At 63.4% G+C, this 11,713-nt stretch carries 12 protein-coding genes and 1 tRNA gene; 3 read left to right on the top strand and 10 right to left on the bottom strand.

Annotated elements, in window-relative coordinates; translation table 11 throughout:
- Positions 1-410 precede the first annotated feature (410 nt).
- From rplL to ACR9YP_RS20465, 8 genes are all read right to left on the bottom strand, one after another.
- A complete protein-coding gene (gene rplL, locus ACR9YP_RS20500; RefSeq protein ID WP_091894765.1) occupies positions 411-788 on the bottom strand; it encodes a 50S ribosomal protein L7/L12 in 378 nt (125 codons plus the stop codon).
- A 54-nt stretch (positions 789-842) separates the two neighbouring features.
- Positions 843-1,361 (bottom strand): 50S ribosomal protein L10, encoded by a 519-nt coding sequence (gene rplJ, locus ACR9YP_RS20495; RefSeq protein WP_474216931.1) that lies wholly within the window; start codon positions 1,359-1,361, stop codon positions 843-845.
- Between the two features lie 581 nt (positions 1,362-1,942).
- Entirely contained in the window at positions 1,943-2,896 is a 954-nt protein-coding gene (locus ACR9YP_RS20490; protein ID WP_474216930.1) for a 2-hydroxyacid dehydrogenase, read from the bottom strand.
- 90 nt (positions 2,897-2,986) lie between these two features.
- Complete coding sequence (rplA, locus tag ACR9YP_RS20485) at positions 2,987-3,679, bottom strand: 50S ribosomal protein L1 (RefSeq protein WP_018647230.1); 693 nt, start codon at positions 3,677-3,679, stop codon at positions 2,987-2,989.
- Positions 3,680-3,685: 6 nt separating this feature from the next.
- The gene (gene rplK / locus ACR9YP_RS20480; protein WP_006611824.1) at positions 3,686-4,114 is read right to left on the bottom strand and encodes a 50S ribosomal protein L11; all 429 of its coding nucleotides are present in this window, start codon (positions 4,112-4,114) and stop codon (positions 3,686-3,688) included.
- A gap of 130 nt (positions 4,115-4,244) precedes the next feature.
- The gene (gene nusG / locus ACR9YP_RS20475; protein ID WP_018647229.1) at positions 4,245-4,799 is read right to left on the bottom strand and encodes a transcription termination/antitermination protein NusG; all 555 of its coding nucleotides are present in this window, start codon (positions 4,797-4,799) and stop codon (positions 4,245-4,247) included.
- Positions 4,799-4,990 carry a preprotein translocase subunit SecE gene (gene secE, locus ACR9YP_RS20470; protein WP_091894769.1) on the bottom strand — a complete coding sequence of 64 codons (192 nt, stop codon included), beginning with the start codon at positions 4,988-4,990 and terminating at the stop codon, positions 4,799-4,801. The genes nusG and secE overlap by 1 nt, the downstream gene beginning before the upstream one ends.
- A 342-nt stretch (positions 4,991-5,332) precedes the next feature.
- A tRNA-Trp gene (locus ACR9YP_RS20465) sits at positions 5,333-5,408 on the bottom strand.
- Positions 5,409-5,558: 150 nt separating this feature from the next.
- Between ACR9YP_RS20465 and ACR9YP_RS20460 the strand changes: the two genes are divergently transcribed.
- The gene (locus ACR9YP_RS20460) at positions 5,559-6,794 is read left to right on the top strand and encodes a serine hydrolase domain-containing protein (RefSeq protein WP_474216929.1); all 1,236 of its coding nucleotides are present in this window, start codon (positions 5,559-5,561) and stop codon (positions 6,792-6,794) included.
- A 220-nt stretch (positions 6,795-7,014) separates the two neighbouring features.
- On the opposite strand, the gene ACR9YP_RS20455 is transcribed toward ACR9YP_RS20460, so the two are convergent.
- Together ACR9YP_RS20455 and ACR9YP_RS20450 are read right to left on the bottom strand one after the other, a co-directional pair.
- A complete protein-coding gene (locus ACR9YP_RS20455) occupies positions 7,015-7,782 on the bottom strand; it encodes an SDR family NAD(P)-dependent oxidoreductase (RefSeq protein ID WP_091894773.1) in 768 nt (255 codons plus the stop codon).
- A gap of 67 nt (positions 7,783-7,849) precedes the next feature.
- Positions 7,850-8,548 carry a histidine phosphatase family protein gene (locus ACR9YP_RS20450; protein WP_474216928.1) on the bottom strand — a complete coding sequence of 233 codons (699 nt, stop codon included), beginning with the start codon at positions 8,546-8,548 and terminating at the stop codon, positions 7,850-7,852.
- Positions 8,549-8,681: 133 nt separating this feature from the next.
- On the opposite strand from ACR9YP_RS20450, the gene ACR9YP_RS20445 reads away from it, so the two are divergent.
- Entirely contained in the window at positions 8,682-9,467 is a 786-nt protein-coding gene (locus tag ACR9YP_RS20445; RefSeq protein ID WP_474216927.1) for an SDR family NAD(P)-dependent oxidoreductase, read from the top strand.
- Between the two features lie 1,007 nt (positions 9,468-10,474).
- Complete coding sequence (gene argE, locus ACR9YP_RS20440; RefSeq protein ID WP_474216926.1) at positions 10,475-11,647, top strand: acetylornithine deacetylase; 1,173 nt, start codon at positions 10,475-10,477, stop codon at positions 11,645-11,647.
- Positions 11,648-11,713: the final 66 nt, after the last annotated feature.

Here is an 11,713-nt window from a genome sequence, read left to right as displayed (position 1 = left end):
TTTCGAACCCGTCTTGGGGGCCGGAAGCTCAGTTTCAGGCGGAAATGTCCTGAATCTGTTCTTCAGACCTTCAAAACGCAAAACGACGCGCGGGGCGCAGAAGCGCGCCCGCCCGTCACAACGATCGTCTTCACGGACTGCAAAAGCCCGAAATAGCCTGCTCTCCCAACGGCTTACAGGGAAATCCGGCATCCCTGCCCACCGCGCTTTCGTGCTGCCGACCCGATATGGGGCGACAATAGTGGAGATTCGAGGGGTAAACCCTCAAATCCCCACACTTTTTCGTGTTCGGCCTGCGTCGGGACGTTCCGTCGCACGCCTTTTGCATCCGGCCCACCCCTTCGATGGGGGTGGACCAAGATCCCGGGTCGCGCTGATGCTCGCCCGGGACCTCGCCAGTAAGCTTCCGCTTACTTGAGCTCGACCTTGGCGCCAGCCTTCTCGATCTGCGCCTTGATCTTCTCGGCTTCTTCCTTGTTCACGCCTTCCTTCAGCGGCTTCGGAGCACCCTCGACGAGGTCCTTTGCTTCCTTCAGGCCGAGACCGGTGATGGCGCGGACTTCCTTGATGACCTCGATCTTCTTGTCGCCGGCGCTGGCGAGAACGACCGTGAACTCGGTCTTCTCTTCAGCCGGAGCGGCAGCGCCGCCGCCAGCGGCCGGGCCGGCCACGGCGACAGCCGCGGCAGCCGAAACGCCCCACTTCTCTTCGAGGAGCTTCGCGAGTTCGGCAGCTTCGAGCACGGTGAGGCTCGAGAGGTCGTCAACGATCTTCTGCAAGTCAGCCATTGTTCAGTTTCCTTACGTGTAAGTCTGGTTCGGGTTTGAGTTTTGCGAAGGGCGTCAGGCCGCTTCGCCCTTTGAGGCATGAGCCTGGATGACGCGCGCGAGCTTGCCCGCGGGCGCGTTGGCGAGCTGAGCGAGCTTGGTCGCCGGGGCCACGATGAGGCCGACGATCTTGCCGCGCAGTTCGTCAAGCGACGGCAGCGAGGCAAGCGCCTTCACTGCATCGACATTCAGGACGGTCTTGCCCATCGAGCCGCCGATGATGACGAACTTTTCGTTCGCCTTGGCGAATTCGATGGCGACCTTCGGCGCCGCTACCGGATCGTTGGAAGTCGCGATCACGGTCGGCCCCTTCAGCATGGGGCCGATGGCAACGACGTCAGTGCCTTCAAGAGCAATTTTGGCGAGACGGTTCTTCGAGACCTTCACCGAGGCGCCAGCCTGCTTCATCTGCGTGCGCAGCTTCTGCATCTGGGCAACGGTGAGGCCGGAATATTGAGCAACGATCGCGACACCCGTGGTCTTGAAGACCTCGTTGAGCTGTTCGACCGCTTCCTTTTTTGCCGCTCGTTCCACAGCAAGCTCTCTCCGGTTGGCGGCCATCGCGAGAAGCGGGACCGCCGGGTTGCACCCATCGTCCCGCCCAAACCTGAACCTCCGGGCCAAAACCCATCGGACACGCCGGGCAAGACGACAATTCAAGCCTGCCCTCCGGGAGCCCATAAGGCCCACGGCGTGTCGAGGTCCGAACCAGACCCGTTTCGCGAAGCCAGCCCTTGAAGCTGGGTGCGAAGTGAAATCCGGTCTTCACCCGTCTATGCAGGCCATGCGATTAAGCCGTTGAGAAATCGAAATTCCCCGCGGGCGCCTGCAGTCTTGGACAGGACAAGGTCAGCCGGCGAACCGCCCGACCTCTGCCCGCATTCCACCAAGTGACGAGGTTTCCTTCCTTTTCCGGGCAAATCCTTGCGGACGTCCTGGAAAGGAATGATCTCCCGCTGCATCGGTTTTCGGAATGCGTGCACGAACGCGCCAGCCGAGGCCGGCACGTCCGGAAGCCGTTCTTTAACCGCTCGGAGCCTGCTTGCCAAGAGCAAAATTCACACCAGTTCCAATCCGTCGCCGGCCGGGCCTGAGGCGGGCCAACAAGAGCCGATTCAGGCCGATTTGACTGCGTAAGGCAGCGGCCTGCCCTCGAAGAACGCGGTCAGGTTCGCCAGGACGCAGTTCTGCATGGCGACGTGCGATTCGAGCGTGTGGCCACCGATATGCGGGGCGAGCACCACATTGGGGAGCCCGGTCAGCGCATCGGGCGCGTGCGGTTCCCTCTCGTAAACGTCGAGGCCGGCGCCGGCGATGGTCTTGTCGGTAAGTGCGGCGACCAGGGCCTGCTCGTCGATCACCGAGCCGCGGGAGATGTTGACGACATAGCCGTCCGCGCCGAGACGCCTGAGGATATCGGCATTGACGACATGCTGGGTCTCGGCCCCCGCCCGGACCGCGATCATCAGGACGCCGCACCAGTCGGCCAGCGCCTCCAGCGACGGGAAATATTGATAGGGCAGATCGTATCTGGTGCGGCTGAAATAGCCGATCTCGCTTTCGAACGCCGCGCAGCGCGCCGCAATCTTGCGGCCGATCTCACCCATGCCGTAGATACCGATCCGGCGGCCGGGCATGCCCGCCTGTGGCCGCATCATCGGCGAGGGTTTTGACGCCGCCCAATCGCCGCTGCGGACATATTGGTCGGCAACCAGGATCCGCCGCGTCGTCGCCAGCATCAGGGTCATCGCGATGTCGGCCACCGAGGCCGCGTTGGCACCCGGACTGTGGCCGACCGCGATGTTGCGCACGGCGACCGCCTTCAGGTCGACGCCGTCATAGCCGGTGCCGTAGCAGACGATGGCGCCAAGCTTTGGAAACAGGTCCATCGCGTCGGCCCCCAGCGGCGTGCCGCCTGCGGTGAGCATCGCGCGGATGCCACCGAGTTCATCCGCCGAAAACACCTCACGCGCGGGTTTGCCACCGGTGTCGAGCAACTCGAACCGTTCGGCGAAACGCACCATCATTGTCTTGGGAAAGCGGGAGAAGATCAGGACCTTGTCAGCCATTATTCTTGTTTCCGGTGAACGCGGTCACAAACGACGAGGGGCGGAATCGGTTGCCCAATTCCGCCCCTCGCCTCATGCAATTTGCAAACCTTAGCCGAGGATGGTGCCCGGCTCGACCTTCACGCCGGGGCCCATCGTCGAGGACACCGCAACGCGCTGGATGTAGGTGCCCTTGGAGCCGGCCGGCTTCGCCTTGGAGACGGCGTCTGCCAGGGCCTTGATGTTCTCGACCAGCTTCTCCTCGGAGAACGAGGCCTTGCCGACGCCGGCCTGCAGGATGCCGGCCTTCTCGACGCGGAACTCGACCGAGCCGCCCTTGGCACCCTTCACCGCGCCGGTGACGTCCATGGTCACGGTGCCGATCTTCGGGTTCGGCATCAGGCCGCGCGGGCCGAGCACCTTACCCAACCGGCCGACCAGGGGCATCATGTCGGGGGTGGCGATGCAGCGGTCGAAATCGATCGAGCCGTTCTGCACCTTCTCGACCAGGTCCTCGGCGCCGACGACGTCAGCACCCGCAGCCTTGGCCTCGTCGGCCTTGGCGCCACGAGCGAACACGCCGACGCGGAGCGTACGGCCGGTGCCATTCGGCAAGGTCACGACGCCGCGGACCATCTGGTCGGCGTGACGCGGATCGACGCCGAGATTGATCGCGACCTCGATGGTCTCGTCGAACTTCGCTTTCGCGCGCTCCTTGACCATCTTGATGGCGTCCGCGAGCGGGTAAAGCTTTTCGCGGTCAATGCCTTCGCGGGCTTTGTTCAAACGCTTTCCGATTGCCATGACCGCTTACCCCGCAACTTCCAGACCCATCGAACGGGCGGAGCCCTCGACCATCTTCATGGCCGATTCGATGCTGTCGCAATTCAAGTCCTTCATCTTCTTCTCGGCGATCTCGCGCACCTGCGCCTTGGTCACCTTGCCGGCCTTGTCACGGCCCGGCGCCTTCGAGCCGGACTGGATCTTGGCAGCCTGCTTGAGGAAGAACGACATCGGGGGGGTCTTCATCTCGAAGGTGAACGAACGATCGGCGTAGATCGTGATCACCACGGGAATCGGAGTGTTCTTCTCTTCCTTCTGGGTCTGCGCGTTGAACGCCTTGCAGAACTCCATGATGTTGAGACCGCGCTGACCGAGCGCGGGACCGATCGGGGGCGAGGGATTCGCCGCACCGGCCGGGACCTGAAGCTTCAGGTATCCGGTCACTTTCTTTGCCATGTATCACTCCTGTTGTGCCGGCATGGCCGGCGGTTTCAGGTTCGTGGTCTGGGTCGGATGCGGCTGGCAACCGCCCTCTCCCTCCCACGGCCTCTTGCTGCGCAAGACCGAAGGTCTCACGCGTACCCGGTCAGACCTTCTCGACCTGACCGAATTCCAGTTCGACCGGCGTGGCGCGGCCGAAGATCGACACCGCGACCTTCACGCGCGAGCGCGCCTCGTCGATTTCCTCGACCACACCCGAGAACGAGGCGAACGGGCCGTCGGCCACGCGCACGTTCTCGCCGATCTCGAACGAGACCGACGCCTTCGGCCGTTCCACGCCCTCCTGCACCTGGTGCAGGATGCGCATGGCCTCGGCTTCCGAGATCGGCATCGGCTTGTTTTCAGCGCCGAGGAAGCCCGTCACTTTCGGCGTGTTCTTGATCAGATGGAACGCCTCGTCGGTCAGCTTCATCTTCACCAGCACATAGCCGGGGAAAAACTTGCGCTCGGCGTCGATCTTGCGGCCGCGGCGCACTTCCGTGACCTTCTCGGTCGGCACCAGCACCAGCTCGAACAGCTCCTCGAGCCCGCGCTGCTTGGCCTGCTCGCGGATCGATTCGGCGACCTTCTTCTCGAAGTTCGAATAGGCGTGGACGATGTACCAGCGCTTGTCAGACACTTGAGCGGTTGCTGTTGCCATCAGTGAATGCCCAGAAGGAAGGTGATGAGGTAACGGATGATCTGGTCGGAGGCGAAGAAGAAGATCGAGGCCACGGCGACCATGACGAACACCATGATGGTGGTGATGGTGGTCTCACGACGGGTCGGCCAGGTGACCTTGGCGGTCTCCGAGCGCACTTCCTGCAAGAACTTGAACGGGCTGACTGCCATCGTTTGATGTCCAACGTCCGTCGCAAGACGGCTACTGATTTCGAAGGGATCCGAACAGGCGCCTCTGGCCCAGCCCTCGTCTGAAGGATGAGCCGGAAACCGGGCTCGATTGTTCGGGGATTTCAAAGCCGCGCCGGAAATCCGCGTCTAACGGGCCGGCTGCGAGTGCGGGGTAGATACTGCGGATGGGGCCAAAGGTCAAGATATTGGGCAGGTCGAGATACGCGTGGCCGCCGCGTGCGGACCTCATCGGGATCAATGGCTTACCCATGCCCCATGATCGACGATCAGACCTCTTAGAGCCGGCGCCGTCCTACCTGTAGACTGATTGTCGGGATTAGCTGGCAGGAGTGGCAGGGCTCGAACCTGCGACCCCCGGTTTTGGAGACCGGTGCTCTACCAATTGAGCTACACTCCTACAGACCCTGCGTCGCCTTAGGATCAGGGCCGCTTTCAAGCACAGGGGACGGCCGGTTTGCAAGGGTGAACCGCGCCAGCTTCGGTTGTTTGTACCGGGGTTTTTGGGCCACAGTCCGTTCCCGATAATCAAGAGCAACCGGGAGTGCCCATGACCGCCACAGCGACCGCTACAGCCGCCCCACAGGCCACGATCGCGCCGCAGACCCCGCCTTTGCCGGAAGCCCGCCCCGAGACGCTCGGGCTATCGCGGCCCCGCCTCCAGGCCATGTCGGACGCCTTCGAGCGCGAGATCGACAAGGGCACTGTTCCCGGCGTCACCGTGCTGGTGGCCCGCCGCGGCCAAATCGGCTGGTTCGAGGCACTGGGACGGCAGAGCCCGACGGGCGCCGCGCCGATGACGTGCGATTCGATCTTCCGGATCTTCTCGATGACCAAGCCCATTGTCTCGGTCGGCATCATGGCGCTGGTCGAGGACGGCCATCTCCTTCTCAGTGACGCGGTCGCTAAGTTCATTCCGGAGTTCGCCGACCAAAAGGTCGGCGTGGTCAGCGGCGGCAAGCTGGACCTGGTTCCGCCCAAGCGGCCGATGACGGTGCAAGATCTGCTCCGTCACACCTCGGGCCTGACCTACGAGCACCAGGGCGACGGCCCCGTGCACAAGCTCTACCAGGAGTCCCGCGTCCGCAGCCGCAAGATCACCAATGCCGAGCACGCCGCGCTGGTGGCGAGCTTCCCGCTGGTCTGCCATCCCGGCGACGAGTTCAATTACAGCCGCTCCACCGACATCCTCGGCCGCATCATCGAGGTCGTCACCGGCAAGCCGCTCGGCGCGTACCTCGCCGAGCGCATCCTCGCGCCGCTGCAGATGGCCGAGACCGGTTTTGCGACAGCCGCGGCCAATGCCGGCCGCCTCGCCGAACCGTTCGCGGCCGATCCCTGGACCGGTGACAAGGTCGCGCTCTTCAACATGCTGGAACAGCCGGTGATGGAGTCCGGCGGCGGCGGGCTGGTCTCGACCACCATGGATTATGCCCGCTTCTGCCTGATGCTGCGCAATGGCGCCACGCTCGACGGCAACAGGATCATCGGCCGCAAGACGCTGGAGCTGATGGCGTCCGATCATCTCGGGCCGCACGTTGTCACAAATGGCACGCTGCTGTCGCCCGGCCACGGTTTTGGCCTCGGCTTTGCCGTGCGGCGCGAGCCGGGCATCGCGCCCTTCCCCGGCAGCGTCGGCCAGTATTACTGGAGCGGCATTGCGGGCACGTTCTTCTGGATCGATCCGAAGGAGGACCTGTTCGCGGTGTTCATGAGCCAAGGTCCCGGCCAGCGCGACTACACGCGCACGCTGGTGCGGGATCTGGTTTACGCCGCGGTGGAGTGAGGCGAAGCTTAGTATCGCGGGTGCCGACGCTGCCTCCCCACACTCACTGTCATGCCCCGCGAAGGCGGGGCATCCAGTGCTCCGCGGCGGATGTGGTGAGAGCGAGCTCTTCGACGAAGGCCTCTGGAATACTGGATCGCCCGCTTTCGCGGGCGATGACACCGATGGTGGGGCACGCACTTGCCCCTTCCCCGAGCTGCGCGTCAGCTAATCGCCAAGTTCAACTGATCGTCGCGCCACCGTCGATCACCATGGTCTGGCCGGTCATGAAGTCGCCGGCCTTCGACCCGAGGAACACGGCCGCGCCCGCGATCTCGTCGGGGATGCCGATGCGCAAGAGCGGCGAGCGCGAGGTCGAGGCCTTCAGGTTCTCCGGATTGTCCCACAGCGCTTTGGCGAAATCAGTCTTGATCAGGCCGGGCGCGATGCAGTTCACGCGGATATTGTCCTTGCCGTATTCGCAGGCGAGATTGCGCGCGAGCTGCATGTCGGCGGCTTTCGAGATCGCGTACGCGCCGAGGATGGTCGAGCCCTTGAGGCCGCCGATCGACGAGACGATGATGATCGAGCCGTCCTTGCGCTCGATCATCTGCGGCACCACCATCGAGATCAGCCAATTGTTGGCGACGATGTTGTTGTCGAGGATTTTTCTGAACTGATCGTCGGAGATGCCGGCGAGCGGACCATAGTACGGATTCGACGCGGCGTTGCAGACCAGCACGTCGATCTTGCCGAAGGCGCGGTTGCTCTCGTCGACGAGGTTTTGCAGATTCTCTTTCGACGAGATGTTCGCGGCGATCGCGACCGCGGTGCCCTTGCCGAATCTGTCGTTGATTCCCTTGGCCACCTGCTCGCAAACGTCGGCCTTGCGCGAGGAGATCACCACCTTGGCGCCGTGCTCGGCCATGCGCTCGGCGATCGCGAGCCCGATGCCGCGCGTCGAGCCGGTGATGACGGCAACTTTCCCCTTCATGTCGAACAAGGTCATGTTTCTCTCCCAGAGTATGATCGATTGGCTTGAACCTTACGCCGCAGGCGCGCGGCCGGACAATGGCTCAAGCGAGCTTCTTGACTTCCGGTCCCGCAGGCTGGTGCATCGCCGCGTGCGCAGCGTCGGCGATCCATGGCTGCTGGTTCACCATCGGCAACCGCCAGACCGTGCGCTCGGGGCTCGCGAAATGATCGAGCCGCGTCACCGACACATTGTCGATATCGAATGCGAGCCCCTGCTCCGGCAAGTCACCGAGCGCAAGGCCGACAGCCGCCTTGATGGTGCCGCCATGCGCGACCGCGATGATGTCCTGCCCGGCCGCTTCCACATTGATCCGTTCGATGGTGCGGCGCGTACGGTTATAGAGATCCATGAAGCTTTCACCGCCGGGCGCGGGCTCTTTGATGTCGGCGAACCAGCTGGTGCCGACAGGGCGGCTCGCGATGAACTCGGCGCGGTTCATGCCCTGCCAGCGGCCAAGATTCTGCTCTGCGAGATCCGCTTCCCATTTCATCGACGCAGGCCGCGGAAAGCCGGCTGCCCAGATCGCCTCGGCCGTCTGATGTGTGCGCATCAGATTGCTCGAATACCAGACCGCCTTGCGTGGCAGCACCTTGGCAACAGCGTTGAACACATAGGTGTCGCTGGTGTCGCAGGCGATGTCGGACTGGCCGTAGATGTTGCCGCCGTCATTGCGCACTGGCGCGTGCCGGACCCACCACCATCGTGTCATGACCACATTCGGCTTGTCTGCGCCTGCCATCGAAACCCTTCCATCCCGTGTGATGTCGCTGTACGTCAGTAGCGAACGTGTCTCAAGACACTTTACCGTTTGAAATCTTGTTTGAAATTCCGTCACGCGGCAAGGGCCGCGTGCGAGCCAAAGGGAGAACCGCATGGGCCGCCTGCAAGGCAAATCCGTCATCATTACTGGCGCCGGCAGCGGCATCGGCCGCGCCGCTGCGCTGCTGTTCACCAGGGAAGGCGCAAAGCTCATTGCCGTCGATCGCACCGAGGCGATGAAGGAGACCGTCGAGGAGATTAGGGCGGCCGGCGGTGTCGCGGAAGCCATGGTAGCGGACGCCGGCTCCGAGAAGGACGTCATCGCCGTCATTGACAACGCGGTGAAGACGCATGGCCGGCTCGACGTGATCTGGGCCAATGCCGGCGTCTCGGGCGGGCTCGTTCCACTCGCCGAGCAGACGGTGGAGCACTGGCAAGAGATTTTGCGCGTCAATTTGATCGGGCCGTTCCTCGCGGTGAAATACGCGATGCCGCACATGGTCAAGCAGCAGTCCGGCGCGATCGTGCTGACGGCGTCCGTCGCAGGTCTCAAGGCCGGCGCCAGCGGCCATCCCTATGCGGCGAGCAAGGCCGGCGTGATCAGCCTGGTGCAGACCACGGCCTATTCGCTCACCGGCACCGGCGTGCGCATCAACGCGGTATGCCCGGGCCTGATCGAAACAGGCATGACCAAACCGATCTTCGACCGCGCCAAGGAGCGCGGCACCCAAGACAAGATCGGCCAGCTCAACCCACTCAAGCGCCCCGGCCAGCCGCACGAGCTCGCGGCGATGGGACTGTTTTTGGCCAGCGACGAAGCCTCGTATGTCAACGGCCAGGCGTTCCCGGTCGACGGCGGTCTCACGGCATCCATGCCGTATACGGGCAAGCCGGTGTAGCAAGGTCTCGTGTCCCGGACGCGACGCAGCGCGCAGTGACGCTGCACCGCGTCCGAGGCACGAGATGTGGTGGCGCGCAACTGCCTCAACACCGTCATTGCGAGCGAAGCGAAGCAATCCAGAATCCCTCCGCGGAAAGACTCTGGATTGCTTCGTCGCATCAGCGCAAAATTGCTTTGCAATTTGTCGCGAGCTCCTCGCAATGACGGAGTGTGGGGTGACGGCGTCGCTCTTTCAATTCGCATTTTCATTGCAGACACACCTTTGCGTCCTCGCGGCCTGTTCGCCCGAGCTTTGCTTCGGTGCCTTGCCCTCATAATTGAAAGAGGGCGCAGGGAAGACCGGGAGCCGGTTGGCTCCTATGGACCGCCATGCCGAGAGCAGATTGCGTGCGATTCAATGCATAGCGGGAAACAGGGCAACCGGAAGCATCCCGGCCTTCCCTGCGCAGTGGTTGGAACGACTTATGTCGCGCTCCCCCGGGAGCGATGCACTATTGCCCCCGTCGCCTTGCCGATCGCTGATGCTGCGAACCCGGTCGGGCCGCCACATCACCGCAAGACTTGGCGCACAGACCCCGGGCGCCAGGACCACACGATTTGGCCGTACGTGAACCGCACCTGTCGTTGGCGTGACGCTTTCGCTCACGGTTGCCCGTCCTGCGAAGCCTTTCGCGCCGGTGTGGTCCACGTCCACCGCCGCCCGGCCCGCGTTCGTGGCGATCGCGATACGCCCCTCTTCCTTGGGCCGGGTTGCGCGACACATACGCCGTTTCCGAATTTCGGTAAATGTGAATATTTTGGATTGGCGTACGTTGACCAACGGATCGCGTGTTTTGCCCGACAGGCAACGCAAGGTCTTGTAGCCCTCCCCTCGTCATTCCGGGGCGCGACGAAGTCGCGAGCCCGGAATGACAGCTGCGGCTGCAATTGCCCATCCCGTCGCAACATTGGTATGGTTCATGCAAGCCGCCTCGGCTTCCGCAATCTCCTACCAAGATCCTAAAAATGCAGAGCTCAAGACCCGACCGTATCCGCAAGCTGCTCACCGACCTCGTTGCTTTCGACACCGTCAGCGACCGCACCAACCTGCCCCTGATCGCCCATATCGAAAGCTATCTCGCCGCGTTCGGCATCAAGGGCGAGCGCATCATCGATGAGACCGGCAAGAAAGCCTCGCTGTGGGTCACCATTGGACCCGAGGACCGCCCCGGCCTGGTGCTGTCGGGCCACACCGACGTCGTGCCCGTCGTCGGCCAGGACTGGAGCCACGATCCTTTCAAGCTCGTCGAGCGCGACGGCAGGCTCTACGGCCGCGGCACCACCGACATGAAGGGCTTTGTCGCGGTGTGCCTCGCGATGGTGCCGGAGATGGTGGAGGCGAAGCTCAAGACGCCGATTCATCTCGCGATCTCCTATGACGAGGAGATCGGCTGTGTCGGCGTGCGGCCGATGCTGCGCGAAATCGCCAAGACGAAGGTCAAGCCGCTCGGCGCCTTCATCGGCGAGCCGACCGAGATGAAGGTCATCATCGGCCACAAGGGCAAGCACGGTGTCCGCGCCACATTTCGCGGCCTCGCCCGCCACTCCTCGATTGCGCCCGACGGCGTCAATGCGATCGAATATGCCGCCGAGCTGATCACCGAGATCCGCCGCCGCGCGGTGAAGCTCGCCGCCGCGCGATCAACGGATAGCCTCTACGACGTTCCGCACTCGACCCTGCTCACCAGCATCGTGCATGGCGGCGCCGCGCTCAACATCGTGCCGGACCAGTGTGCAGTCGAGTTCGAATGTCGCGGCATCGGCATCACGGAATCGCGTGAGGTCACCGATGCGATCGTCGCCTGGGCCAAGGCCGAGCTCGAGCCGGCGATGAAGGTAAGGAATGCGGATTGCGGCATCGATTTCGAGGAGATCCTCGACTATCCCGCGCTCGACACCGCCGCCGACGCCGCCATCGTCACGCTGGCCAAGGGCCTCGCGGGCCGCAACGACCACGCCAAGGTCGCCTTCGGCACCGAGGCGAGCCTGTTCACCAGCATGGCCGATATCCCCTCGGTGGTGATCGGCCCGGGATCGATCGCACAGGCGCATACGCCGGACGAGTTCGTCGAGATGGCCGAGTTGGAGAAGTGCGCGGGGTTTGTCGAGAGGCTGATCGCGCATTGTGTGAGGGGTTAGCCCACCTCCTCGTCATTGCGAGGAGCTCTTGCGACGAAGCAATCCAGACTGTCACTGCGGAGATAT

Source organism: Bradyrhizobium sp. BR14999, from assembly GCF_056106085.1.
This window is presented reverse-complemented; position numbering and strand designations above follow the sequence as displayed.

What these genes read in the sequence shown, in the direction of transcription:
- ACR9YP_RS20445 (WP_474216927.1), top strand. Translation starts at nt 8,682, where the DNA reads ATGGGCCGCCTGCAAGGCAAATCCGTCATCATTACTGGCGCCGGCAGC.
- ACR9YP_RS20490 (WP_474216930.1), bottom strand. Translation starts at nt 2,896, where the DNA reads ATGGCTGACAAGGTCCTGATCTTCTCCCGCTTTCCCAAGACAATGATG.
- rplL (WP_091894765.1), bottom strand. Translation starts at nt 788, where the DNA reads ATGGCTGACTTGCAGAAGATCGTTGACGACCTCTCGAGCCTCACCGTG.
- nusG (WP_018647229.1), bottom strand. Translation starts at nt 4,799, where the DNA reads ATGGCAACAGCAACCGCTCAAGTGTCTGACAAGCGCTGGTACATCGTC.
- argE (WP_474216926.1), top strand. Translation starts at nt 10,475, where the DNA reads ATGCAGAGCTCAAGACCCGACCGTATCCGCAAGCTGCTCACCGACCTC.
- secE (WP_091894769.1), bottom strand. Translation starts at nt 4,990, where the DNA reads ATGGCAGTCAGCCCGTTCAAGTTCTTGCAGGAAGTGCGCTCGGAGACC.
- ACR9YP_RS20455 (WP_091894773.1), bottom strand. Translation starts at nt 7,782, where the DNA reads ATGACCTTGTTCGACATGAAGGGGAAAGTTGCCGTCATCACCGGCTCG.
- rplK (WP_006611824.1), bottom strand. Translation starts at nt 4,114, where the DNA reads ATGGCAAAGAAAGTGACCGGATACCTGAAGCTTCAGGTCCCGGCCGGT.
- ACR9YP_RS20460 (WP_474216929.1), top strand. Translation starts at nt 5,559, where the DNA reads ATGACCGCCACAGCGACCGCTACAGCCGCCCCACAGGCCACGATCGCG.
- rplA (WP_018647230.1), bottom strand. Translation starts at nt 3,679, where the DNA reads ATGGCAATCGGAAAGCGTTTGAACAAAGCCCGCGAAGGCATTGACCGC.
- ACR9YP_RS20450 (WP_474216928.1), bottom strand. Translation starts at nt 8,548, where the DNA reads ATGGCAGGCGCAGACAAGCCGAATGTGGTCATGACACGATGGTGGTGG.